General features: G+C 63.0%; 19 protein-coding genes. 4 read left to right on the top strand and 15 right to left on the bottom strand.

The features are described from left to right. Nucleotides 1-27: 27 nt before the first annotated feature. The 4 genes from hpaH to HCN58_RS13130 are packed head-to-tail and all read right to left on the bottom strand — an operon-like array spanning nt 28 to nt 3,343. Nucleotides 28-831 carry a 2-oxo-hept-4-ene-1,7-dioate hydratase gene (gene hpaH / locus HCN58_RS13145; RefSeq protein ID WP_171579796.1) on the bottom strand — a complete coding sequence of 268 codons (804 nt, stop codon included), beginning with the start codon at nt 829-831 and terminating at the stop codon, nt 28-30. A 3-nt stretch (nt 832-834) separates the two neighbouring features. Then, on the bottom strand, nt 835-1,689 hold the full coding sequence (locus HCN58_RS13140) for a fumarylacetoacetate hydrolase family protein (RefSeq protein ID WP_171579795.1): 855 nt from the start codon (nt 1,687-1,689) through the stop codon (nt 835-837). A 47-nt stretch (nt 1,690-1,736) separates the two neighbouring features. Beyond that, on the bottom strand, nt 1,737-2,354 hold the full coding sequence (locus HCN58_RS13135; RefSeq protein WP_171579794.1) for a flavin reductase family protein: 618 nt from the start codon (nt 2,352-2,354) through the stop codon (nt 1,737-1,739). 11 nt (nt 2,355-2,365) lie between these two features. Then, the gene (locus HCN58_RS13130; protein WP_171579793.1) at nt 2,366-3,343 is read right to left on the bottom strand and encodes a Bug family tripartite tricarboxylate transporter substrate binding protein; all 978 of its coding nucleotides are present in this window, start codon (nt 3,341-3,343) and stop codon (nt 2,366-2,368) included. Between the two features lie 170 nt (nt 3,344-3,513). Between HCN58_RS13130 and HCN58_RS13125 the strand changes: the two genes are divergently transcribed. After that, a complete protein-coding gene (locus HCN58_RS13125) occupies nt 3,514-4,302 on the top strand; it encodes an IclR family transcriptional regulator (protein WP_171579792.1) in 789 nt (262 codons plus the stop codon). A 1-nt stretch (nt 4,303) separates the two neighbouring features. On the opposite strand, the gene HCN58_RS13120 is transcribed toward HCN58_RS13125, so the two are convergent. The 9 genes from HCN58_RS13120 to HCN58_RS13080 form a co-directional block, all read right to left on the bottom strand. After that, nucleotides 4,304-5,398, bottom strand: a complete 1,095-nt coding sequence (locus tag HCN58_RS13120) for a sensor histidine kinase (protein ID WP_171579791.1) — start codon at nt 5,396-5,398, stop codon at nt 4,304-4,306. Further along, complete coding sequence (locus HCN58_RS13115; RefSeq protein ID WP_171579790.1) at nt 5,395-5,835, bottom strand: response regulator; 441 nt, start codon at nt 5,833-5,835, stop codon at nt 5,395-5,397. Before HCN58_RS13115 ends, HCN58_RS13120 begins: the two co-directional genes overlap by 4 nt. Further along, the gene (locus HCN58_RS13110; protein WP_171579789.1) at nt 5,832-7,364 is read right to left on the bottom strand and encodes a sensor histidine kinase; all 1,533 of its coding nucleotides are present in this window, start codon (nt 7,362-7,364) and stop codon (nt 5,832-5,834) included. Before HCN58_RS13110 ends, HCN58_RS13115 begins: the two co-directional genes overlap by 4 nt. A 106-nt stretch (nt 7,365-7,470) precedes the next feature. Continuing rightward, complete coding sequence (gene accC / locus HCN58_RS13105) at nt 7,471-8,832, bottom strand: acetyl-CoA carboxylase biotin carboxylase subunit (protein ID WP_171579788.1); 1,362 nt, start codon at nt 8,830-8,832, stop codon at nt 7,471-7,473. Between the two features lie 87 nt (nt 8,833-8,919). Then, nucleotides 8,920-9,402 carry an acetyl-CoA carboxylase biotin carboxyl carrier protein gene (gene accB / locus HCN58_RS13100; protein ID WP_171579787.1) on the bottom strand — a complete coding sequence of 161 codons (483 nt, stop codon included), beginning with the start codon at nt 9,400-9,402 and terminating at the stop codon, nt 8,920-8,922. 90 nt (nt 9,403-9,492) lie between these two features. Next, nucleotides 9,493-9,972: a type II 3-dehydroquinate dehydratase gene (aroQ, locus tag HCN58_RS13095; protein WP_171579786.1), complete on the bottom strand. Its 480-nt coding sequence runs from the start codon at nt 9,970-9,972 to the stop codon at nt 9,493-9,495. 390 nt (nt 9,973-10,362) lie between these two features. After that, complete coding sequence (locus HCN58_RS13090) at nt 10,363-11,196, bottom strand: DUF1236 domain-containing protein (protein ID WP_171579785.1); 834 nt, start codon at nt 11,194-11,196, stop codon at nt 10,363-10,365. Nucleotides 11,197-11,383: 187 nt separating this feature from the next. Then, on the bottom strand, nt 11,384-12,151 hold the full coding sequence (locus tag HCN58_RS13085) for a DsbA family protein (RefSeq protein WP_171579784.1): 768 nt from the start codon (nt 12,149-12,151) through the stop codon (nt 11,384-11,386). Between the two features lie 126 nt (nt 12,152-12,277). Further along, nucleotides 12,278-13,678 carry a M48 family metalloprotease gene (locus tag HCN58_RS13080; protein WP_171579783.1) on the bottom strand — a complete coding sequence of 467 codons (1,401 nt, stop codon included), beginning with the start codon at nt 13,676-13,678 and terminating at the stop codon, nt 12,278-12,280. A 228-nt stretch (nt 13,679-13,906) separates the two neighbouring features. On the opposite strand from HCN58_RS13080, the gene HCN58_RS13075 reads away from it, so the two are divergent. After that, nucleotides 13,907-15,094, top strand: coding sequence for a pyridoxal phosphate-dependent aminotransferase (locus tag HCN58_RS13075; RefSeq protein ID WP_171579782.1), 1,188 nt, complete (start codon nt 13,907-13,909; stop codon nt 15,092-15,094). A gap of 1,048 nt (nt 15,095-16,142) precedes the next feature. Here HCN58_RS13075 and HCN58_RS13070 read toward each other — a convergent pair. Beyond that, on the bottom strand, nt 16,143-17,036 hold the full coding sequence (locus HCN58_RS13070) for a ferritin-like domain-containing protein (RefSeq protein WP_171579781.1): 894 nt from the start codon (nt 17,034-17,036) through the stop codon (nt 16,143-16,145). 493 nt (nt 17,037-17,529) lie between these two features. Between HCN58_RS13070 and HCN58_RS13065 the strand changes: the two genes are divergently transcribed. After that, entirely contained in the window at nt 17,530-18,858 is a 1,329-nt protein-coding gene (locus HCN58_RS13065; RefSeq protein ID WP_171579780.1) for a dicarboxylate/amino acid:cation symporter, read from the top strand. Nucleotides 18,859-18,936: 78 nt separating this feature from the next. On the opposite strand, the gene HCN58_RS13060 is transcribed toward HCN58_RS13065, so the two are convergent. Beyond that, complete coding sequence (locus tag HCN58_RS13060) at nt 18,937-22,020, bottom strand: Rne/Rng family ribonuclease (protein WP_171579779.1); 3,084 nt, start codon at nt 22,018-22,020, stop codon at nt 18,937-18,939. 723 nt (nt 22,021-22,743) lie between these two features. Here HCN58_RS13060 and HCN58_RS13055 point away from each other — a divergent pair. Then, nucleotides 22,744-24,078, top strand: coding sequence for an N-acetylmuramoyl-L-alanine amidase (locus HCN58_RS13055; protein ID WP_171579778.1), 1,335 nt, complete (start codon nt 22,744-22,746; stop codon nt 24,076-24,078). Nucleotides 24,079-24,314 lie beyond the last annotated feature (236 nt).

Here is a 24,314-nt window from a genome sequence, read left to right as displayed (position 1 = left end):
CTGCTCTCCCTCCGGGATGATTCTTGTTCAGACGAACTGGCAGGACACCGATCCGAACTTCCCGTAATCGGCATGAAATGTGTCGCCCCTGGCGATCTCGACCGGCCGGGTAAACGATCCCGCCAGCACTACTTCGCCGGCTTCGAGATACTCGTCCTGCGCAGCCAACCGATCGGCGAGCCAGGCTACGCCGTTGGCGGGGTGATTGAGCACGCCGGCGGCGATGCCGGTCTCTTCGATCTGGCCGTTGCGGAACAGCAGCGCGCCGATCCAGCGCAGGTCCGCGTCGAGCGGCCGAATGGGCCGGCCGCCGACGACCAGCGCGGCATTCGCGGCATTGTCGGAGATCGTATCCATCACCTTGCGCGGCGCCTTCGTCTCGGGATCGACGCGATGCATGCGGGTTTCCAGGATTTCGAGCGCCGGCGTGACGTAATCGGCGGCGTTGAGCACGTCGAACAGCGTGCAATCCGGGCCTTTCAACGGCGTCTTCAGGACGAAGGCCAGTTCGACCTCGATGCGGGGTGCGCGAAAACGGTCGAACGGGATCGCCGAGGAGTCGGGATAGAACATGTCCGCAAACAGCACGCCGTAGTCCGGCTCGGAAATACCGACGGCGTTCTGCATCGCTTTCGATGTCAGGCCGATCTTGTGGCCCCTGATGATGCGGCCGCGGGAGAGCTGCAGCTTGGTCCAGGCGCGCTGAATGGCGTAGGCGTCCTCGATCGTGAGATCCGGATATTCGCGCGTGAATGCTCTGATCAGCGATTTGCTGCGCTCGGCGTCATCGAGGCGCTGTGCCAGTCGTTCTACGGTTTGTTGATCGAGCATCGGCTATTGCTCCGCCGCCACGATGTTGCGAAGGATGCCGATTTTTCCGGACTCCACCTCGACGATGTCGCCGACCTTGAGCCAGCGCGGCGGCGTGAAACGGGCGCCCGCCCCGGTCGGGGTACCGGTCGCGATCATGTCGCCGGGTTTTAAGGTGGCAAAGGTGGAGAGATAGGCGATCAGGTAATCGAACGGGAACATCAGCCGCTCGGTGGAGTCGCTCTGGCGAACCTCGCCGTTGACGCGGGTGATGATATCATGCGGCCCGCGCGGATCGCATTCGTCTGACGTGACGATCCACGGGCCGATGCTGCCCGAGCGGTCGAAATTCTTGCCCTGGGTGACGTTGAACTTGCCGTGGTGCAGCCAGTCGCGAACGCTGCCCTCGTTACACAGCGTCATGCCGAAGATGTGCTCCCATGCGCGCTCGCGCGGGATGTGCCGGCCTTGCTTGCCGATCACGATCACAAGCTCGCCTTCATAGTCGAGCTGTTCGGAGACCTTCGGCTTCTCGATCGGCTGGCCGGAGCCGACGATAGAGGAGGGATTGCGGACGAACAGGCTCGGATATTTCGGCAGGTCCGAATTGTCCTTGTACTCGGCGTTGCGATCCCTGTAGTTGACGCCGATGCACCAGAGCTTTTCCGGAGCCGGGATCGGTGGCAGCAGCGTGAGATCATCGAGTGCATGGTCTGGCTTCTGCCCGGCAATCGCCTGACGCGCGCTATCCAGTCCGCCCTCGGCGATCAGCGCCCGCAGGTCGGTAAACTCGGTTCGTTCGGTCAGGTCGACGACCCCGCCTGGGATGCTCGCGCCAAAGCGCGGCTTACCGTTTGCAAGATAGCTCAGAAGATGCATGCGATCGGTCTCCGGATCAGCGCGGCGCGCGATGGCACCGGCCCGCTTCAGGATTCAGTTTTCGAAGTCTGGAACACGGGTTTTAAGGTGACGATCTCACCGAGCTTGGCGTAACGCGGACCTGCGATGCGGGCGATCGGATCGAGCGCCTCGGTTTCGATCTTGCCGTTGTTCAAAAGGCCATCCCTGATGTGGAAGACCAGCACTTCGCCGACGATGAGCCGGCTGCGGGTTTCGCCGAATTCGAGGCACTGGCGGAAGCGGCATTCCATCGCAATCGGCGCGGCCGCGAGACGAGGGACCTTGATCCGCTCTCCCGGCAACGTCGAAAGCCGCAACTCCTCGACCTCGCTGACGTCGGGCGGGTGTTCGGTGGAGCTCTCGTGCACCGCCGTCATCAGGCTGGAGTCCGCGATGTGAACGACATACTCTTCGTTGTTGAGGATGTTCTGAGCGGTATCCTTGTAGATTCCACCCTTGCGGCCGACGCTGATGGCAAGCATCGGCGGCTTCGGCGAAACGAACGTGAACGCAGAGAACGGGGCGAGGTTGAGCACCCCGCCGCTCGACAGGCTGGTCACCCAGGCAATCGGGCGGGGCACCACGACCCCGGTGATCAGCCGATACGCCGTCTCAGCGTCGAGATATGCAGGATCGATCCGCATCGGGATGTGCTTCAATCAGCCTTGATGTTCGCCTTGCGGACGATGGGAATCCACTTGGCGTCCTCGCGTTCGAGGTAGCTCGTGAACTCGGCCGGAGTCATCGATACGGCCTCGGCGCCGAGTGCGTTGAACTTCTCGACGATGGCGGGATCTTTCAGGATCTCCGCGAGGGTGTCGTGGAGCTTGGTCACGATCTCAGCCGGCGTGCGTGCGGGCGCGAACAGGCCGGTAAAAGTCTGGCCGTCAAAGTCCTTGTAGCCGAGTTCAGTGAAAGTCGGGACATCCGGCAGCCAGGAGGCGCGATGGCTGCCGGTGACGGCCAGCGCACGCAGCATGCCGCTCTTGATCGAAGGCAATCCGACCGAAATCTGGTCGAGGGCAAACTGTACCTGTCCACCGATCAGATCGTTGAGAGCGGGCGCGTTGCCGCGGTAATGCACCGTCAGCCATTGCAGGCCCAGCGTCGACTGCATGAGTTCGCTGAGCAGATGGTTGGTGGTGCCCTGGCCGGGCGAGGCCATCGTCAGCTTGCCCGGATCGCGGCGCGCAAGATCGATGAATTCCTTCAGGTCGTTCGCCTGCACCGACGGGTGCACTTCGAGCACCAGCGGCGTCATCGTAATCGAGGTGATGGGAACGAAATCCCGCTTCCAGTTATAGGCCTCGCGCTTGGCGATCTCGGGCGCGAACAGCACGGGACCGTTTGCGCCGACGAACAGGGCGTAGCCGTCGGGCGGCATTTTCGCGAACGCCTCGCCGGCGATCAGGCCGCCGGCTCCGGCCTTGTTTTCCACGATGAAAGGCTGGCCGAGCTTCGCCTGCAGCCTGTCGGCGATGACACGCGCGGCGCTATCGACATTGCCGCCGGCGGGATATGGCACGATCAGCCGTACCTGCCGCGCCGGCCACTGCTGGGCGTCTGCCGGTGTGTTCAACGCTATCGTGAACAGTGCCGCCAGCGCGACGCCTGCGATCGCGAAAAATTTCATCGCATTCTCCCGAAAAGCGGCACACCTGCCGCTACATTCTTGTTTTGCGCGAGCCCCGTCCCAGCAGCATGCGCATGTGTTGTTCCGCGCCGGCGATCTTGCGCGCGGCCCTTTCGCTGTCGACCAAATTGTGGTGTTTTTGTCCACATTGTGGACAGTGGACAAGGCGTATGACGAACGGTCGGTTAAAGTCGCAGGGGCCGCTACAGGGTGGGCAGGCGATCCGTCGCGCGTTAGCCGTGCTGCGGACGCTCGCGGTCGGCGGCGAAAGAGGCGTACCTCTGGCTGAAGTCGTGCAGGCGACCTCGCTCGCTCGCCCTACGGTCCATCGCATCGTGCATGTGCTGATCGAGGAAGGGATTGTCGAGCGCAGCGAGCGGACGGGAAATTATGTGGTCGGCCGCCAGGTGCCCGAACTGGCGCTGGCGCGTCCGTCGCGCTCGCCACTGTTGATTGCAGCCGAGCCGCATCTCGCGGCGGCGTCTGCACAGCTCGGCGATACCCTGTTTCTGACGGTGCGCACCGGGCTCGACACCTTGTGCGTCGCGCGCCGCATCGGCAGCTATCCGATCCAGGTGTTGTCGATCGAAGTCGGTGTACGGCGTCCCTTGGGCGTCAGCAGCGCTGGGGTGGCGATCCTGGCTGCCATGCCGTCGGCAGAGGCGCGCAAGATCGTGCTCGCCAACGAAACGCGGTTGGGTGCTTACCGGACGGATGCGGCCACGGTGCTCGGCCAAATCCAGCTCGCGCGCCGCCGGGGCTACAATCTGCGCGACGTCGGCCTGGTGCAGGGAACGAAGTCGATTTCGGCCTGGATCCGGACCCCGGACGGTCAGCCCGCCGCCGCGATTACGCTCTCCGCCATCCGAAACAGGTTGATCCCGCGCCGCGCGATCGAGGTGGCGGACGTTCTTGTCTCGGCTGCGCGGGCGATCGAAGCGGCGACGGCACGGTACTAGCCTAACTCGCCGCCGCGTTGGTCGATTTCGGCGGCGGCGCCGCCGGGACGCGGCGGAAGCGCAGCACGATTCTGGTGCCGTGGTGGTTGGGATCGCGCTCGGCACTGGCGTCCAGCTTGGCGGCCATCGCGCTCACGATGCGTTGTCCCATGCCGGTGGAGCGCGGGTCTGACTTGGCGTTGAGGCCGACGCCGTCGTCCGCGATCGCGACCACGAGGTCTTCGCCTTCGGGCTTGAGCTCGACGTGAATGGGACCGGCGCCGTCCGGATAGGCGTATTTGACGGCGTTCATCACCAGTTCGTTGACAATGATGCCGATCGCCACCGCACGGTCGGGGTCGATCTCGATCGGTTCGGCCTTGAGCGTCAGCCGTGACATCTTGTTGCCCTCGGCCGAACGGCGGAGATCTTCCAGCAGGGCTTCGAGATACTGGTTCAAGAGCACGCTCTTGAGATCGTGCGAGGTGTAGAGACGGCGATGCACCTGCGCGACGGCGGCGACGCGGCCCATCGCACTGGTCAGCGCCGCCTTGACGTCCTCCTGGGTTGCCGAATTGGCCTGCAGGTGCAAGAGCGAGGCAATGATCTGCAAAGAGTTGCCGACACGGTGATTGACTTCGCGCAGCAGCACTTCGCGCTCAGCAGCGAGCGCCGCATAGCGGTCGCGCGAGGCGTGAACCTCGGCTTCGGCCTCGTCGCGGGCCCGTTGAAGCTCGGCCTGCCGGAGCGCGCCGTCCATTGCGACCTGAAGCAGCGGAATGAAATCGCCCTGCGTATCCTTGACGAGATAGTCGGCGGCACCGGCCTTTAGAGCCGTGACGGCAATCGCCGAATCCTGCGCGGCGGTCACGAACACCACCGGCGGGGCGTCCGCGATCGCCATGATCCTTTCCAGCGTTTCGAGGCCGTCGAGCCCTGGCATGTACTGGTCGAGCGCAATCACGTCGATACCGCCTTGCGCCAGCCGCGCCAGCCCTTCTTCGCCACTCGCTGCGTGTACGACCTTGAAGCCGGCCCGTGTCAGGCCGCGGTCGACCAGCCGGGCCAGCCCGGCGTCGTCATCGATATAGAGCAGTGTCGGCGTCGCGGGTTTCATATGGCGGCCGGAGGGACCTGAATGACGGAGAAGAACAGACCGAGCTGGCGAATGGCGTTGGCGAAGCTTTCGTAGTTCACGGGCTTGGTGATGTAGACGTTGCAACCGAGTTCGTAGCAGCGCTTGATCTCCTGGGAGTCGTCGGTCGTGGTCAGCACGACGACCGGCGTGGTCTTGAGATACTGGTTTTCCTTGACCCGCTTCAGAATGTCGATGCCGGACGTATCGGGCAAGTTGAGATCGAGCAGGATCAGGAGCGCGCCGCCCTTGTGGTCGAGGCCCGTCCCGTCCTTGCCGAACAGGTAGTTCAGCGCTTCTGTACCGCTGGTGAACGGTATTATCTCATTATTGACACCGGATCGGCGTATATTCCGCTCGATCAGGCGAGCATGGCCCTCGTCGTCCTCGATCATGATGATGGTGACTGGATTGCTCATGTCCGTATGTTCCGGTTACCCGCTGGCCAATTGATAGGCAGCGTGATCGTGAATGTGCTGCCCTGGTGAAGTTCCGACGCAACCGACATGGTTCCTCCCAGGCGGCGCACCAAGGCGCGGACATGGGCAAGTCCGATGCCTTGTCCCGGCTTGTCCTGGGTTCCGGCGCGGCGGAATAAATCGAAAATGCGTTGATGGTCCTTCGGATCGATGCCGCGGCCATTGTCAGATATCTCGAAAATCGCAAAGCCGAGCTTGGTGCGGCCGCGAACCGTGATTTCGCCGGGGACGCCGGTCTTGAGATATTTGAGCGCATTGTCGATCAGATTGGAGAATATCTGCTCCAGCGCAAGGCGATCGCTGACGATATTCGGCAATGCGTCGATCCGGATCTCGGCTTGGGCTTCTGCGGCTTGATGCGCCACGGTCGCCACGATGCCATCGATCAGCTCCCTGGTATCGATCCAGACCGGTTCGAACTCGCGCCGCCCCTCGCGGGTGAGATTAAGGATCGCCGATATCAGCCGGTCCATCTTGCCGATCGATGACTTGATGAAGCTGAGCGCCTCGGAGAAATCCTCCGAGAGCTTCTTGTCAGGACCCTCGAGTACGGGCTCAGCAGTGTCGGTGGCGTTTTCCGGGGCGGGCGGCGCTTCGGATTGCACTCGGGAAAGCGCTGCGATGCGTTTGAAGATGTCGCCGCGCAATTCCTCCAGCTCGCTGGTGAAGCCCATAATGTTCACGAGCGGCGAGCGCAGATCGTGGCTGACGATGTAGGCGAAGCGCTGGATTTCGTCATTGGCCTCGCGCAGGTCGGCGGTGCGCTCGTCGATGGTGGTCTCGAGATTGAGATTGCTGTCGCGCAATTGCGTCTCGGCCTCGTCGCGGGCGCGCGACGAGCGTCGCACCAGAAAAATTGAAATTCCCGCGAGCGCGATCACGAGGCCCGATCCCGCTACCGTCACCAGCGAGGCTAGCTGCTGGGTGCGGTCTGCGGTCACGGTGCGTGCCAGAAAAAGCCGATCTTCCTCGGCCCGCATTGCCTGTGCGACATCGCGGATGATCGTGCTCGTATCGCCGGCAGCCGCTTCGCGTACCACGGCGGTGGCACTCTGGGGATCGCCCTGCTTGACGAAGTTCATCTCTCTGGCGAATTGGCCGAGGCGGGTCTCGATCGCCGGCCGCAGCTTCCTTAAGTATTCGACCTGGGCGGCGTTGTCGCCGGTCAATCGCTCCAGCTTTTCGAGATAGGGCAGGATATTGGACACGGCAGAATCGTGGTCGCGGAGAAACTCCGGTCCCGAGGTCAAGAGATAACCCCGGGCGCCGCTTTCGGCCCGCCGTATCTCCAGCAGCAAGGCGTTGAGGTGATTTTCAACCTCGACGGTGCGAACCACGGAAGCATTGGCTTTTCGCGCTTCGTTGACGAGCACGACCGAAGCGGCGCTGATGGCCACCAGCACCAACAATGCCGCGGCGAGCAGCAGGATTTGTCCCATGGCGCGCCGGCGCTGAGCATCAGCGGTCACAAGATCTCGGTTCATAAAGACGAAACCGCCCTGCCAAAAGGGACCCCAGCATCCCATAATGCGCGAGGGTCCAATTGGTTCCATTGCCGGTGGACATCTGAGGCAGCTATGGCAGCTTGCCGTCCACGGGCTGGCCGGCGAGGTACTGCTCGAGCCAGTGAATGTGGTAGTCGCCGTTGATGATATCGGTCTCCCGGACTAGCGCCCGGAATAGCGGCAGGGTGGTTTCTATGCCGTCAACCACCATCTCGTCGAGCGCCCGGCGCAGCCGCATCAGGCATTCGGCGCGGGTCTTGCCGTGCACGATCAGCTTGCCGACCAATGAATCATAATAGGGCGGAATGACGTAACCCTGATAAACGGCGGAATCGATCCGCACGCCGAGCCCGCCGGGCGGATGGAATTGCGTAATCTTGCCGGGCGAGGGGCGGAAGGTCTGCGGGTTTTCCGCATTGACGCGGCATTCGATGGCATGGCCGATGATGGCGATCTCTTCCTGCTTTGCGGGCAGGTCGCCGCCGGCGGCGATGCGGATTTGCTCCAGCACGAGGTCGATATCGGTGATGCTCTCGGTGACGGGATGCTCAACCTGGATGCGGGTGTTCATCTCGATGAAGTAGAACTCGCCATCCTCATAGAGAAATTCGATGGTGCCGACGCCGAGATATTTCATGTCCCGCATAGCCTTGGCGCAGGTCTCGCCGATCTTGGCGCGGGCGGCGGCGGCGAGAACCGGCGAGGGGCCTTCTTCCCAAACCTTCTGGTGCCGGCGCTGCAGCGAGCAATCGCGCTCGCCGAGATGGATCGCACCGCCACGGCCATCGCCGAGAATCTGGATCTCGATGTGGCGCGGCTTCTGCAGATATTTTTCGAGGTAGACCGAGGCGTCGCCGAAAGCGGATTTCGCCTCATTGGAGGCGGTGGACAGTGCGAGCATCAGGTCGTCGGCGGTGCGCGCCACCTTCATGCCGCGCCCGCCGCCGCCGGCGGCAGCCTTCACCAGCACCGGGAAGCCGATCGACCTGCCGATCGCCAGCGCGTCGTCGTCGGAGGAGACCGCGCCGTCGGAGCCGGGCACCACCGGAATGCCGAGCCTCTTGGCGGTCTTCTTGGCCTCGATCTTGTCGCCCATTAGGCGGATGTGCTCGGCCTTCGGGCCGATGAAATGCAGATTGTGCTCGGCGAGGATTTCGGCGAAGCGGGCATTCTCGGAAAGAAAGCCGTAGCCGGGATGCACGGCATCGGCGCCCGTGATCTCGCAGGCCGCGAGCAAAGCAGGGATGTTGAGATAGGAGTCCTTTGACGGCGGCGGCCCGATGCAGACGCTCTCGTCAGCGAGCCGCACGTGCATGGCATCGGCGTCGGCGGTGGAATGCACCGCAACGGTGTTGATGCCGAGTTCCTTGCACGCGCGCAGCACGCGCAACGCGATTTCGCCGCGATTGGCTATGAGGATCTTGTCGAACATGCGGCTCCCGCCGGCGAGTAGCGAATGGCGAATGGCGAATGGTCAGCGCAAGAAACCATTCGATACTCGCCACTCGCCATTCGCCATCTACTCAATAATGACCAATGGTTCGCCAAATTCGACCGGCTGGCCGTCCTCGACGAGAATTTGCGTCACCGTGCCCGCGCGCGGCGACGGGATCTGGTTCATCGTCTTCATCGCTTCGATGATCAGGAGAGTCTGGCCGGCCGAAACCTTGGTGCCGACCTCGATGAACGGCTTGGCGCCGGGCTCCGGCGCCCAATAGGCGGTGCCGACCATCGGCGAGGGGACCACGCCCGGATGCTTGGCCAGATCGGCCCCCGCAGGGATCGCCGCCGCCGCAGCCGGCGCCGGCTGGAAGCTCGGCATCGCCGCCGCCACGCTGATGTTGCGCGCGACGCGCACCCGCAGGCCGGCGCGCTCGATCTCGATCTCGGTCAGGCTGGTCTCATCCAGCAACAGCGCGAGTTCGCGAATGAGCGCGCTGTCGTCGCTCTTCAGATTGGCGGCTGATTTGTCCGCTGTCTTGTTGTCGGGCTGGCGGGCCATGCTCTTGATCCGGAATTCTCGATGTGGGTGACGGCTTAAGCGTCAGGATTGGTGTCGTTTGACGTCAGGTTTTGAGGTCAGTTCTTGAAGTCAGGTCTTCGCTCTGGCGCCGAGTTTGGCGGCCAGGCCTGATATTGCGAGCCGGTAGCCGTCGATGCCGAAGCCGCACAGCGATGCAAAGGCGGCCATGGCCGTGAAGGAGTGGTGACGGAAGCTCTCGCGCGCGTGAATGTTGCTGATGTGCACTTCCACTGTCGGGATTTTCACCGCGACCAGCGCATCGTGCAACGCGATCGAGGTGTGCGAATAACCACCGGCGTTGATGATGATGCCGGCCGCCTTCTTGGCGTGCGCCTCATGGATGAAGTCGATCAGTTCGCCCTCGCGGTTGGATTGGCGGCAATCGGCCTTTAGGCCGAACTGCGCTGCCGTTTCGACGCAAAGTTTTTCGACATCGGCGAGGCTCGCATGGCCGTAGGTTTCCGGCTCGCGCGTCCCCAACATGTTGAGGTTCGGGCCGTTGAGCACATAGATCGTCGCGGCAGAGGCTTGGGCGCTTCCTTGGGCCATCTGGATTCCAGCAAAAAGGGGCGGGCGGGTCGCGGGGTTATAGGTAACAACGCGGCCAAGGGAAAGCCTTTAGGCCGCTCTGGACCCTTTCATGGGCCTTATCCTGTTCATAAAAAGGCGCATATAACCCGCTGAATTTACTCATTAACCAATGCGGCTGAATCGACTGCCGGGCCGCCCGCGCGCCGATTATCCACCCGCCATTCGTCTTCAAGGCATCCCTTGGGGCCGAATGCGATGGAAACAATGCTGCTCATGGTGGAGCGGCGCCATGACAGGTAAACCAGGTTGTAGCCCCGCCGTCATTTCGACTGCTGTGGCTGGTCCCGCCTTCGTCAGCGAAAAGGGCGGGCATTTCTGCCCGCCCTGATCCTTGCGAAAAGCCCGCGATTAGGATTCCAGAACCGCCACGATTTCGTAGGTGTTCGGATCCACGATCACGATCTGCTCCTTGACGAGGATGTACTTGTACCTGCGCCATTCCGGATAGATGGTCACGACGCGCTCCGGCAGCGTATGGAACGTCACGTCGCGCGGTACGTGGGTGCCGACCGAAACCGAGAAGTTCACGTTCGTCACCGGCTGAACGTGCGTCTCCTTGATCGCGGTGGTGATCTGGGTGCGCTGCTCGGTCGAGAGCTTGGCGCCCGCGCCGGCCTGACCCGTTGTCGTGCTTTGGCCCGCGGCTCCGCCCTGAGTCTGGGTCTGCGTCTGGGTGCGGTCCTGCTGACCCTGGGCCTTCTGGTCACGGTTCTGCATTTGATCGCGACCCTGGGTGGTCTGGTCACGCTGCTGGGTCGTGGACTGATCACGATGCTGCGTCGTGCTCTGATCACGTTGCGTCGTGCCCTGGCCGGTCGTCTGGCCCTTTTCGCCCTTCTGTTCGGCCTTCTGTTGGTCGGCCTTCATGCCGCCGCGGTCCTCCTTGCCCTCGGCCTTCATGTCCTTGCCGCCCTTCATGTGTTCGTCGGCGCGCTGGTTCTTTTCGGCGCCCATCGACTTCTGCTCGGACTGCGCACCCTTCATCTCGGACTTGCCACCGCTATCGCGTTGCATGGTGCCCGACGAGGTGCCGCCGCGCTCAGAAGAAGGCGCGCTCTGCTGCGCTGCAGAACCGGCCGACCCTGCGTCGCCCCGTCCCATGCCGGTGCCCTGCGCATTCGCAAAGCCGGTTCCGGCGATCAGGGCCGCCGCGGCGACCGTCATCAGAAAGCGATTACTCATCGAATGTCTCCTCACGTATTTGCATTGCCCGCGCCGACAACGAAAGGAATTGCCTGATGTTCCTGATAGTTGGCGGTTCCGCGGACTTTGTTTTGTGAACGCGGGATGAACCGTTGCGCAGCATAATGCCGCAAAGAAAAAGGCCGGCTGTCGAGCCGGCCTTTTCACGCATGCGCGAAGCGTCGCCTCAGCAGGTCGCCTTGCCACAACGGGCGTTGGCGATCTTTTCCTTGAGGGCCTCGGCGCCGACCGCGCCGATCACGACCTGCTTGCCGATCACGTAGCTCGGCGTGCCGTTCATGCCCATGGCCTCGGCGAGCTTGAAATTTTCCTCGAGCGTGCTGCGCACTTCTGCGCTGTTCAGATCCTTCTCCAGCTTCGCCATGTCGAGGCCAACTTCCTTGGCAACGGCCATCGCGCGTGCCTTGTCGGCGGCGCCGCGGCCGGTGAGGAGCTTCTGATGGAAGTCGAGATATTTCTTGCCGGTCGGATCCTGCATGCGCACGGCGACGGCGACCTGGGCGGCTTCGACCGAGCCTGCGCTCAGCACCGGAAATTCCTTCAGTACGACCTTCAGCTTCGGGTCGGTCTTCATCAGCTCCATCATGTCGGCCATCGCACGTTTGCAGTAGCCGCAATTGTAGTCGAAAAATTCGACGAAGGTGACGTCGCCATCCTTGTTGCCGAGCGTCACGCCACGCGGCGAGTTGAAGATCGCGTCCGCATGATTGGCGACGCCGGCTTCGTGCTTGGCGGCTTCGGCTGCGGCCTGACGCTTGCTGAGTTCGGTCATCGCCTCTTCGAGCACTTCGGGATGCGCGATCAGGTAATTGCGGACAATGGCCTCGATGTCGCCGCGCTGGGTATCGGTGAAGCTCTGCGCGGCAGCAGGCTGCGGCGCGCCGCAAAGCGCCAACGCGAACAGTGCGGGGATGAGAAGACGGAACGAGGGCATTGTTAAATCCTTGTGCGGCGGGTTCCCGGGCAATTCTGCTGAAGGCCGGCTCCTGGAGAATATCTTGGTTCGGGTCGGCCAAGTCCTTGGTGACCAAGTCCGATTATAGCCGAATGCGGTTCAATTCTAGTTGCCCTTCTGGCCGGGCAGCGGCTTGGTGTTCACGATGTCGTCAGCCTTGACCCATCCCGGCGTCCCGATCGCGAAGCGCGTTTTTGCCCGCGACGCAAGATCGCGCGCCGTCTTGCTGTCGCCGCGCAGGTAGGCGGCCTGGGCCGACGCCAGGTCCGCCTGCGCGTAATCTCCTTTTCGGCCATAGGCCATCGCAAGCTGCATGTAGCCGATCGGCGCCTCGGTCTCGCGCGCCACGGCCGCGCGCAGGATCGCAATCGCCTCGTCGGTGTAGGCGTTGTTGCCGGTTGCCACGAGGGCCTGCCCAAGCAGCATCTCGATAAGCGGTGCGTTGTTGGAGAGCGCGACGGCCTTGCGCAGCGGCGCAATCGCCTCCTGCGGCTTGCCGCCTTCCAGCAGCGCCTGGCCACGCACTTCGTGGAAATAGGGATTGTTGGGCTGCTGTTGAATCAGGGCATCGATCTGCGCGAGCGCGCTGCGGAGGTCGCCGTGCCGATAGGTTGCAATGGCGTGGGCATAACGCGCGGGCAGGCTGTTGTTGGACAGCGGATAGCGCCGGTACACGGTGTCCTGCCGCTCCATGAAGGCCGAGATCTTGGCGCGCACCATATCGTGGCGCAGTTGCAGGGCAGGGTCGTCCTTTTTGTCCCAATAAGGGCTCGACCTTGCTAGCTCTTCGAGCGCAGCGACGCGCTGAGACGGCATCGGATGCGACTGGACGTAAGGGTCGGAGCCGCGCGCGGCGAACAGGCTTTCGTCGGTGAAGCGTTTGAAGGTCTCGTACATGCCCCTGGCGGACTGGCCGGTGGCAGTCAGAAACTTCACGCCGGCCTTATCGGCGTTCTCCTCCTGCTGGCGCACGTAGGAGAGCAGGTTGCGGCGGATCATTTCTCCCGGCGCGGAAAACATCGCCGCGCCGGCATTGGCCAACCCGCTGTTGCTGCCGCCTTGCGCGCCAGCGACCATCGCGCCGGCGCCAAGCAGCATGGCGATGATCATCTGTGTCTGGGCCTGCGCGATCTGTTCGCGCATCTTGGCGAGATGGCCGCCGGCAAGATGGCCGGTTTCATGCGCCATCACGCCGATGATCTGGTTCGGCGTCTCCGATTGCAGGATCGCGCCGTAGTTCACGAAGATGCGGCGGCCGTCGGCAACGAACGCGTTGAAGACGCTTTGGTTTATGATGACCATCTGGATGTTCTGTTTTTCCAGGCCGGCGGCGCGCAGGATCGGCCGCGTATACTCGCGGAGCAATTGTTCCGTCTCGGTGTCGCGGAGCACCGGCGGGCCCTTGTTCTCTTGCGCAAGCGCGGCCATCGGCGCGACGGCAAGGGCGACCGCAGTCGTCAGCGCAGTCAACTTCAGTGATATCTTGCGTAGGGTGATGCGGAGCATGAGCGGTCTTTGGCGATTGGCGGTGCGTCCGGATGTGGCCGGACGCCGGTTCAGTTTCTGATTAGATCAGAAACAGGCCCAGTTTGTTATTTCAACGCGTTTCTTCACCCAAGCCGGTATCACTTCGCTCGAAAAAGCTATAACAAGCCACCGAATGCGGCCAGTCTGGGGCGCTAACCGGTTCGGGAACCCGAATTCGGCCGGCGCCCGTGCAAATAGCAGGTATCGATGCTGGAATCGACACTCAGAGATCGCGCGAAAGCGCTGCTGACGCCTTCGACACGGAGTGATGTTCCGCCCTTCATGGTGATGGACGTGATGGCGGCCGCGGCCCGCATCGAGGCGGCCGGCGGCCATGTCATTCACATGGAAGTGGGGCAACCGGCGGCGCCCGCGCCCAGGACCGCGATCGCGGCCGCGCACGTGGCGCTCGATGAGGGGCGGATCGACTACACCTCCGCACTCGGTATGCCCACGCTGCGTGCGCGGATTGTCCGGCACTACCACGATACTTACGGCTGCACTGTCGATACCGACCGCATCGTGATCACGACGGGCTCGTCCGGCGGATTCATTCTGGCGTTCTTGTCGATGTTCGAGCCGGGGGATCGCGTGGCAGTCACGGTGCCGGGGTATCCGCCGTATCGGCATATTTTGACCGCGCTGGGCTGTGAACCGGTGCTGATCGAGACGTCGAGCGCGACACGCCACGCGCTGACCGGCGAAGCGTTGCTGGCGGCGCATCGCAAGGCACCGCTGAAGGGCGTATTGGTCGGCAGTCCCGCCAATCCGACGGGAACGATGATGTCGCGCGAAGCGCTCACCGGCCTGATCAATGCGGCGGAAGGCGCGGGCATCCGCTTCATTTCCGACGAAATCTACCACGGCCTCGACTATGCGTTCCCGGCGGTAACGGCGGTAGAACTCTCGCCGCAGGCGCTCGTGATCAACTCGTTCTCGAAATACTTTTGCATGACCGGCTGGCGGGTCGGCTGGATGGTGGTACCGGAGCCTCTGGTGCGCCCGATCGAGCGACTGCAGCAGAACCTGTCGATCTCGGTGCCGACGCTGTCGCAGATTGCGGCCGAAGCGGCATTCGAAGGCCGCGAAGAGATGGAGGCGATCAAGCGCGGGTACCAGGAGAACCGCCGCATCCTGATCGAGGGATTGCCGAAGGCCGGCCTCACCAAGTTCCTGCCGGCCGATGGCGCGTTCTACCTCTACGCCGATGTTTCGGATTTCACCTCCGACAGCTTTGAGTTTGCCGGCCGCATGCTGGATAAGGCGCATGTGGCGGCGACGCCGGGCGTCGATTTCGATCCGATTCACGGCCGCAGCTTCATTCGCTTCTCCTACGCGCGCTCGGCCGACGAGATGCGCGAAGCGGTGGCACGCATCGCGCGCTGGCTCGGCTAGCACCTGGATTCCTGGAGCGCAGCCAATTCGAGTGATGCGAATTTGATGAAAACCGGACAGTCGGCCGCGAACTCAGCATGTCTGGTCGCCACAAGATCGGCCGCATCGAGGCGGCCGATCCGAACAGTGCAGCGTGAAGGGTGTTACTTCAGGTCGTCTTGAGTTCTCCGTTCATCCCGTTCGGGTAGAAACCGCCCTTGGTGATACCGGAGCGGCGCAGCACCCGCATAGGCGGTCCCGCCGATATCCTCGAACAGCGTAGGTGGGAAGAAGAGGTAATATGGCTACCCTGATTTTGTGGGAGGGCACCTCGCTTGGCGCTGCCCGGCCTTAAGCTGCGATCTGCGTGAGACCTCGCTGCAAAGGAAAAGTCGGCAAAGCGCGGACAACGCGTCCCTCGGTAAATTGTTTTGATCATCTGGAAGACCGCGAATGGTCCCTCCACAACCCAGGAGGATACCCGTGAGCGAGCACTCGAAAAAGGAATCCATTTCGCGTCGCAATTTTATTGGAAAAACCCTTTCTGGAGCGGCACTTGCCGGGATGGCGCTGCCGGCATTGGCGGCGCCGTCGATTTCGCCTCTGCCATTAGATGACGGGCTGCTGCAAGAGATACGCGGCCGGCGAAAAGTCAGCAAAGCATCGGCCCAGTATCGCGATAGTCCAAATGGAGCCCAGCGCTGCGGCGGCTGCGTCCATTTCCGCGGAGGGACCTGCGAGATCGTCGAGGGACCCATCAGCGCCAACGGCTGGTGTCGCCATTACAGAGCGGCCGGTAGAGGCCGAGCGCCCGGAGCATCCGGTGGCGGCGGTGCGCGTGGAGGCGGAGGCAGTTACTAGAACTGCTCCAACGCGTACGGCACCGTAAGCGGTGTCTGCGCTGACAGTCTTTTTTAGCAGAGCGGTATATTGGCTGTGCCGCGACCATAGCGGCGCAGCAATGAATGTCTGGGTGGTAGCAAATTCCGCGCGCAGGCGCGCTTCGGCAGGGATGACCATTTCTGTCTCGCCGGCCGTCCGAACGCGTGCGGCAGAGTATGTAGCGCAATCAGGTGGTCTTGATTTCTCCGTTCATTCCGTTCGGGTAGAAACCGCCCTTGCTGACACCGGCCTTCTCGGCCAGATAGACGATACGCAGCACCTCTTGCGGCGTACGCGTGAACGCAATCGCGTCAGGGGTCGAAGGCACGAAGTTGGCTTTGCCGTCGACTCGGATCCCCTGGTCTTCTTTTTCGGGGGTTCCGTCAATTTTATCCCGGGCATCCGAAATTGCGTTGGCGGCGTCCCATGCCTTTTCGCCCATCATGTAGAGCTGGGAGCGGGCCATTCCCATGTGGTAGGCCTCAACAGCAAGTATGCCGGCCGACGCCTCCACGAACTCCTTTTTCTTGAGCAGGGGAACTGCACCCGCGTAAGCAGTCACGCCGACGTCTTCGAACAGCATGCCGCCGAGCAGGACCGACATGTCATCGGCAAATGGGTCGAAATCGGCAGGCAATCCGGCAGCCTGAGCTGCAGCCTTGAAACCGGCGTCGAAGTCGATCGCAGGTCGTGAAATGACGTTTCGGCCAAGCGTCTTGCGATAGAAGCGAACGTGGGCCAGTTCGTTCTCCGCCGTCTCTTCGATGAATTCGCGGATCGCCTTCTCTTTGAATTGGGCCTCGTGGCCGCCCACGACCCTGCCAGCATCCATACCGGCATCGGTATCGCTGATGCCCTTGCCGGTCGTTGCGCGCAAATAGAACTCGGCTTCCATGTACTCGAGGTTCAGCGCGAAGGTGAAAATGTCCTCGTCGTCGATCGCCGCTCCTTTCTTGGCGATCCCGACACCCGTAGTCTCGCGCTTCTGCTGGGCATAGGCAGGCGGAATGAGCAATCCCGCGAGTCCGGCGACTGATAGGCCGGCGATCGATTGCCGGCGGGAAATGCGCAATGCATCCATGGCGTAACCTCCTCTATTCTGGATGAGGGGCCGCGCCGCTGTTCAACGCTCTTGAGGGCGCTCATGGCGCGACCTCGGCACCAGCGCCTGGTGCTTGGGGCGCACAACGTGAAGCGAGGCGGCAAGTTCCAAACGACAGTGACCGATGTGCGGCTCGTAGAAATTCGGTAAAAAAGATGGCGACGACCTTCGCAGGATCGGCTCTGCCGCAATTGCATGCGATAAGGTAATGCGCTGTCCGCAACCAACCCTACGTTCGCCGAAGCCTCTGGATATTATGGGCTCGCGTCCGGGCGCGTAGCCATCCGCGTTCATCTCGTTCCGTCGCATCGCGCCGATTGGGAAGAATATTCTTTCGGCAGACCGCAATACCGTTTGGCCTGTTGATGATCGAGCAACGCCATTGACTCCGCTTACCCAAAGTAATTTGGCTGTGTGCGACGGATTGGCGCATGTACGACCTGTCCGCGAGTTCTGAGGGGAGTAAGCGTGCATGACGGCAACGATCGCGACTGAAGCACCGGTAAGTGCGGCAAAGCCATGGTACCGCGTTCTTTATGTTCAGGTCTTGATCGCGATCGTGCTTGGCGCACTGTTCGGCTGGCTGTGGCCAACGCTTGCAACCAATGACTGGATCAAGGCGCTCGGTGACGGCTTCATCAAGCTGATCAAGATGGTGATCGCACCGATCATCTTCTGCACCGTGGTATCCGGCATCGCGCATATACAAGATGCCAAGAAGGTTGGCCGCATCGGCGTCAAGGCGCTGGTCTATTTCGAGGTCGTCTCCACCTTTGCGCTGGTGATCGGTCTCCTCGTCGGCAACCTGGTCAGGCCCGGCGCGGGCTTCGGCGGCGGCATGGCGAACGCGCAGGCTGTTGCCGGCTATGCCAAACAGGCGGAAGCGCAGAAGAGCGTCGATTTCTTCCTGCACATCATTCCCGATACGGTGGTCGGCGCGTTTGCGCAGGGAGAAATTTTGCAGGTCCTGCTGTTCTCGATCCTGTTCGGTTTTGCGCTGATGGGCCTCGGCGAGCGCGGCCATACCATCCGCGCTTTCATCGATGATGCTGCGCATGCCGTGTTCGGCGTCATCGCCATCGTGATGAAGGCAGCTCCAATCGGTGCGTTCGGCGCGATGGCGTTCACGATCGGCAAATTCGGGACTGGCGCGATCCTGAACCTGATCGGGCTGATCGCGACGTTCTACGTCACCGCGGCGCTGTTCGTGTTCGTGGTGCTCGGCGTGATCGCGCGACTGGTCGGGTTCTCGATCTTCAAGTTCCTGGCTTACATCAAGGACGAGCTTTTGATCGTGCTCGGCACGTCATCCTCGGAAAGCGCGCTGCCGTCCTTGATGGAAAAGCTCGAGCGGCTCGGCTGTTCCAAGTCGGTCGTCGGCCTCGTGGTGCCGACCGGCTATTCGTTCAATCTCGACGGCACCAATATCTATATGACGCTGGCGACCCTGTTCATCGCGCAGGCGCTCGGCTTCGATCTCACCTTCACTCAGCAACTGACCATCCTGCTGGTCGCGATGCTGACCTCGAAGGGGGCCTCCGGCATCACCGGCGCCGGCTTCATCACCCTGGCGGCGACGCTCGCCGTGGTCGATCCGCGACTGGTGCCCGGCATGGCCATCGTGCTCGGCATCGACAAGTTCATGAGCGAGTGCCGCGCGCTGACCAATCTCTGCGGCAACGGCGTTGCTTGCGTGGTGGTGTCGTGGTGGGAGGGCGAACTCGACAAGGAGCGGCTGCATGCCAATCTCAACAAGCGCATCGATCCGTCAGACGTGGAGACCGCTATCACGACGGGCTGAGGCTGTCGGCAGCTAAAGAAATCGCCAACAAAAAAACCGCCCGGTTTCGCCGGGCGGTTTTCTGTTGCGTTCGATCGCTTATTCGCCGCTGCCGAAGCGCCGCGACCACCAGCCCGCCTTGCGCGGTGCGGCTTCGCTGGCCGGAGCCGGCGCAGGTTCGGCTGGAGCGGGCGCGGGGGGCGCGCTTGGCTCTGGCGCGTTCTGGCTGACGGAGGGCGCCGGCTCGGCCGGAGCGCTGGTCAAGAAGCTGACTTTCTCGCGCACGGTCGAACGCCGCCGCGCGGCCGCGCGCTCGGCCTCTTGCCTGGTTTCCTCAGCGGTTGGCGTCGGCGCGCTCGCAACCGGCTCCGGCTGGGCATCAGCCGCAGGCTGTATCTGCGCCGCCGGCGAGACCGGCTCAGGCTGAACGTCGGCCTGCACCAGCGATGGCGCGGGTTCGGACGATCCGCCGTCGAAATCGGCAACGGCGCCGCTCGCCTCCGGAGCCGGGGTCGGCCCGAGTTCGTCTGCGATCGACCCGGCAAGACCATCTTCCAGTCCGGTACCACGCCGGCGGCGTCCGCCGCGACGGCCGCGGCGGCGCGGACGCCGTTCGCCACCGGCAGGTTGATCGCCACGGACCATGCCGGCCTGTTCGTCGCCTTCGTCCTCGTCGGATTCGCCGTCTTCGGCAATCGCCCCTTCGACGGCCTCGCCGGCGACGCGTACCGCGTCACTGTCCTCGCGCGGGGCGCCGCCTTCACGCGGTTCGCCACGGCCGCGCCGGCGCCGGCGCCGCTTGCGGCGGTGACCGTCTCCTTCGCTTTCGCCCACCGCTGCCTCGGCGGCATCGTCGGTCAGCCCCTCGGTCTCATCGGTTTCGATCTCGGATTCGGCTTCAATGTCGAACGCCTCGTCGTCGTCATAGGCTTCCTCGACCTGCGGCGGGAAGGCGGCAGCCTGCGCCGCCAGCAACGCCTTGGCGGCTTCCAGCGTGTGCACCTGCTCGCCGCGGTCGATGACGTATGACTGTTGGCCGCTCACGGTGGCGTCGGCGACGACGGCCAGCGAAACCTTGAAGGCGTTTTCGAGGTCGCGCAGGTGGCCGCGCTTGTGGTTGAGCACATAGAGCGCGACGTCGGTGCGGGTCCGCACGACCAGATTGTGGGTCGCGCCCTTCATCAGGATTTCCTCGATGCCACGGAGCAATTGCAGCGCAACTGAGGAGACCGAGCGCACATGGCCGCTGCCGCCGCATTGCGGGCAGGGCTCGGTCGAGCTTTCCAGCACGCTGGCGCGGATGCGCTGGCGCGACATCTCCAAAAGACCGAAATGCGAGATGCGTCCGACCTGGATTCGCGCGCGGTCCTGCCGCAGGCAGTCGGAGAGCTTGCGCTCTACCGCCCGGTTGTTGCGCTTCTCATCCATGTCGATGAAGTCGATGACGATCAGGCCGGCGAGGTCACGCAGACGCAACTGCCGCGCCACTTCCTCCGCCGCCTCGAGATTGGTCTTGAGCGCGGTGTCCTCGATGTGATGTTCACGGGTCGAGCGGCCCGAATTGACGTCGATCGAGACAAGCGCCTCGGTCTGGTTGATGACGATGTAGCCGCCGGAACGTAGCTGCACGGTCGGCGAGAACATCGCGTCCAACTGGCTCTCGACGCCCATCCGCGAGAACAGCGGCTGGCCGTCGCGATATTGCTTCACCGCCCGCACGTTCGAGGGCATCAGCATCTTCATGAAGTCGCGCGCTTCCTGGTAGCCGGCCTCGCCGGCGACCTGGATCTCGTCGATTTCCTTGTTGTAAAGATCGCGCAGCGAGCGCTTGATCAGCGAGCCTTCCTCATAGACGAGGGTGGGGGCCTGCGACTTCAGCGTCATGTCGCGCACGGTTTCCCACATCCGGATCAGGTACTCGAAGTCGCGCTTGATTTCGGGCTTGGTCCGCGAGGCGCCGGCGGTGCGCAGGATGATCCCCATGCCCTCGGGCACGTCGAGGTCCTGCACCACTTCCTTCAGCCGCGAGCGATCCTGGGCCGAGGTGATCTTGCGGCTGATGCCGCCGCCGCGGGCAGTGTTGGGCATCAGGACGGCATAACGGCCGGCCAGGGAGAGGTAGGTCGTCAGCGCCGCGCCCTTGTTGCCGCGCTCTTCCTTGACGACCTGAACCAGCATCACCTGGCGGCGCTTGATGACTTCCTGAATCTTGTACTGGCGGCGCGGCCGGAACGGGCGCTCCGGAACTTCTTCCAGAACGTCATCGCCGCCGACGGATTCGACGACTTCCTCTTCGGCGTCCTCGCCATCGTCCTCATCGTCATGGCCGTCGTCGGCTTCCAGAGCCGCGGCGGGTTCATCGGGAGGGGGAGTATAATCACCGACGTGCTCGACGTGCGGCACGTCGTCGGCATGGGCGGCGTTTTCCTGCGCACGCTCTTCGTCATGAAGGTCGTCGTGGGCGTCCTCCGCCGGCATCTCGGCGGCCTCGACCGATGCAGGGGCAGGCGCATCGGATTGCTCTTCCGCGACCGGCGCCTCGCTCGCGGCATGGGCCTGTTCGTGTTCATCGTGATCATGCGCGGGGCGATCGCCATCATGCGTCCGCTCGTCACCATGCGTCTCACGGTCGTGCGCGTCATCTTCGTGCGGAGCAGCTTCGGCGCGACGTTCGGCGGCGTGCGCCGGCGCATCGCCGGCCTGCGCTGCCTCATGCTCGTGCAGATGTTCTTCACCACCGTTATAGGGCTGGGCGGCGTGCGAGGGATCCTCGTTGGCACCTTCGACCACGTCGCTCTGGACGCGGTCGCCATGGCCGCGGCGGCGTGCATTGCGGTGGCGCGAGCGGCGGCGATGGCTGGAGCGGTTCTCGCTCTCCTCCTCGGCCTCGCGATGGGCGCGCTCGTCGGCCTCGATCAGCGCCTGACGATCGGCGACCGGGATCTGGTAGTAATCCGGGTGGATTTCGCTGAAGGCCAGGAAACCATGGCGGTTGCCGCCATATTCGATGAACGCCGCTTGCAGCGACGGTTCTACGCGCGTGACCTTGGCGAGATAGATGTTACCGCGGAGCTGCTTGCGCTGGGCGGTCTCGAAATCAAATTCTTCGACGCGGTTGCCGCGGACCACAACGACCCGGGTCTCTTCCGGGTGGGTGGCGTCGATCAACATCTTGTTGGGCATTTTGGAACTCTTGACGGGGGCGGGCGCGGTGCATGGCGCGCGCAAATTGCGCGGCCCGGTGACGCGACGGTCCACCTGATTCGGGGGTGAGGGGAAGGCCAAAACGCACTTCTTGGCGCCGCGCCGAACGGGGGCCCACCAGAGCAATACGACGCGCGAAGCTTTCGCCTCGCGTCGGCGCGATCGTTCCGTGGATCTTGGTCGGCAACACAGTCTGGCGCATCAAGCGTCGGCCCGTCTGAACATGTTGGCGGAAAGGGATACCGCCTTATCTATCGCTGAAGGCCCGGTTCGGCGCCTAAGCGCCCGCCGGTCATCGCATATCGGACCGTTTGGGTCCGGATAATCAGTTTTGCCGTGTCTCAAACCGCCCCTGGAAAGAGTACCTGGGACCGGCCGCCGCTCGGGCTCGAAACCGCCGCTCCGTGTCAGCCGCGCGCGGCGCTGGCCGTGGAGGGATCGGGAAAGACGCAGGTTCCTCCGGGCTTCGGAGGTTCCGGCGCTGCACCGGGAGGCTGAACGCGACACAACCGGGAGTATTAGCCGTCAGCACCTCGTACATACGTGGATTGGGGGCTCCGTGCAAGGGAAGCGCAAGGGAACCCGCCGTCGAGCGTCGCAGCGCGGCAACACTACCCCTTTTTCACCGGTCAGGCGTTAAGGTCCAGTTAACCCTGTGGTTCTAATGCGGTAAGGGAAGGCTCCTCCGGAGGCACCGAATCGTTGGCGAGCCGCGCAAATCACCTTGTTTTGCTGGAATGCGGGCTATTGTGCACCGCAGCATGGCTGTGCGCCCAGATGATTAGCCCCTGCGCGGCCCAAGGAGTGGCTTCTCAACCGCCGGCTTCTGTCGCCGCCGTTCCTGGCCCGGCGGCCGTATCGAATTTCCCGATCGCCTCTGATGCCCGGTTGGCTGGCGATGCCAGGCAGACCCGTTTCATCCTCGATCTGGACAGGCCGGTTCAGTTTCGCGCCTTCGCGCTGGCGGACCCCTACCGCGTGGTGGTTGATCTTCCCCAGGTCAGTTTCACGCTTCCCGCCGGGGTCGGCATGGCGGGACGGGGGCTGGTCAAGGCGTTCCGCTACGGTCTCGTCATGCCGGGTGGATCACGGATCGTGTTCGACCTGACGGGGCCTGCCAAGATCGCCAAATCCTATGTACTGGAAGCGGCCAACGGCCAGCCGCCGCGGCTGGTGCTCGAATTCGAAGGGGTGGATCGCACTGCCTTTGTCCAGTCGCTGGCGCCGGAAAGCCGCCCCGAACTGCGGCCCGCGATCGCCGAGGCCAACGCCGCCCTCGCCGGGCTGGATTCGTCAACCGCGGCCCAGCCGCCGCAAGCGCCCGACAAGCGGCCGGTGATCGTGATCGATCCTGGTCATGGCGGCGTCGACAACGGCACTCAGGCCGGCGGCGGCGATTTCATGGAAAAGAACCTGGTGCTGAGTTTTGGCCTGGCGCTGCGCGACAGAATAGAAAAATCGGGCAAGTATCGCGTCGTCATGACCCGGACCGATGACAGCTTCATTCCGCTCGCCGACCGCGTGAAGATCGCACGCAACGAGGCCGCGGCGCTGTTCGTTTCGATCCATGCCGACGCCTTGCCACGTGGCGAGGGCGACGCCCAGGGTGCCACCATCTACACGCTTTCAGACAAGGCCTCCGATTCCGAGGCCCAACGGCTGGCAGATGCCGAAAACAAGTCTGATGCGATTGGCGGCGTCAATCTCACCGACGAGCCGACCGAAGTCGCCGACATCCTGATCGACCTCGTGCAGCGGGAGACCAAAACCTTTTCAAACCGGTTTGCGCGGATCCTGATGGGTGAAATGAAGAATACCGTGCGGATGCACAAGCATCCGTTGAAATCCGCTGGTTTCCGGGTCCTGAAGGCCCCGGACGTGCCGTCGGTGCTGGTCGAACTCGGTTATGTCTCGAACAAGGATGACCTTGAGCATCTGGTATCGGAAAACTGGCGGAACAGGACCGTCGGCTCGATGGCGCAGGCAATTGATGCTTTTCTGGCCAAACGGCTGGCAACTGCCGGACCGGCCAAGTGAAAAGTCCCGCGCGCGTGGCTTAAAGGTGGATTGAAAAGGGTGCCATCCGATAGACCAAGCCCTAGTTTGGCCACAGCGGCAACGGTATAGAAAACGGACGGCTGGTCTTCGGAATCGGTCATTATTGTCCGCCGGACCTTTTATTGTTCGACCGCGTAGCGGCAATCCGTCAAGGCGGGATTGCCGTGTCAGAATAGGCGCCGCGGATGACGGCGCACAGGGTTGGAACGGAACTT

It is taken from the genome of Bradyrhizobium australiense, from assembly GCF_013114825.1.
GTDB classification, from domain to species: Bacteria; Pseudomonadota; Alphaproteobacteria; order Rhizobiales; family Xanthobacteraceae; genus Bradyrhizobium; species Bradyrhizobium australiense.
The sequence above is the reverse complement of the archived record's forward strand: the minus strand, read 5'-3'. Positions and strand labels throughout refer to the sequence as shown.

Coding starts and splice junctions, on each gene's coding strand:
- hpaH (WP_171579796.1), bottom strand. CDS start 831: ATGCTCGATCAACAAACCGTAGAACGACTGGCACAGCGCCTCGATGAC.
- HCN58_RS13140 (WP_171579795.1), bottom strand. CDS start 1,689: ATGCATCTTCTGAGCTATCTTGCAAACGGTAAGCCGCGCTTTGGCGCG.
- HCN58_RS13135 (WP_171579794.1), bottom strand. CDS start 2,354: ATGCGGATCGATCCTGCATATCTCGACGCTGAGACGGCGTATCGGCTG.
- HCN58_RS13130 (WP_171579793.1), bottom strand. CDS start 3,343: ATGAAATTTTTCGCGATCGCAGGCGTCGCGCTGGCGGCACTGTTCACG.
- HCN58_RS13125 (WP_171579792.1), top strand. CDS start 3,514: ATGACGAACGGTCGGTTAAAGTCGCAGGGGCCGCTACAGGGTGGGCAG.
- HCN58_RS13120 (WP_171579791.1), bottom strand. CDS start 5,398: ATGAAACCCGCGACGCCGACACTGCTCTATATCGATGACGACGCCGGG.
- HCN58_RS13115 (WP_171579790.1), bottom strand. CDS start 5,835: ATGAGCAATCCAGTCACCATCATCATGATCGAGGACGACGAGGGCCAT.
- accC (WP_171579788.1), bottom strand. CDS start 8,832: ATGTTCGACAAGATCCTCATAGCCAATCGCGGCGAAATCGCGTTGCGC.
- accB (WP_171579787.1), bottom strand. CDS start 9,402: ATGGCCCGCCAGCCCGACAACAAGACAGCGGACAAATCAGCCGCCAAT.
- aroQ (WP_171579786.1), bottom strand. CDS start 9,972: ATGGCCCAAGGAAGCGCCCAAGCCTCTGCCGCGACGATCTATGTGCTC.
- HCN58_RS13090 (WP_171579785.1), bottom strand. CDS start 11,196: ATGAGTAATCGCTTTCTGATGACGGTCGCCGCGGCGGCCCTGATCGCC.
- HCN58_RS13085 (WP_171579784.1), bottom strand. CDS start 12,151: ATGCCCTCGTTCCGTCTTCTCATCCCCGCACTGTTCGCGTTGGCGCTT.
- HCN58_RS13080 (WP_171579783.1), bottom strand. CDS start 13,678: ATGCTCCGCATCACCCTACGCAAGATATCACTGAAGTTGACTGCGCTG.
- HCN58_RS13075 (WP_171579782.1), top strand. CDS start 13,907: ATGCTGGAATCGACACTCAGAGATCGCGCGAAAGCGCTGCTGACGCCT.
- HCN58_RS13070 (WP_171579781.1), bottom strand. CDS start 17,036: ATGGATGCATTGCGCATTTCCCGCCGGCAATCGATCGCCGGCCTATCA.
- HCN58_RS13065 (WP_171579780.1), top strand. CDS start 17,530: ATGACGGCAACGATCGCGACTGAAGCACCGGTAAGTGCGGCAAAGCCA.
- HCN58_RS13060 (WP_171579779.1), bottom strand. CDS start 22,020: ATGCCCAACAAGATGTTGATCGACGCCACCCACCCGGAAGAGACCCGG.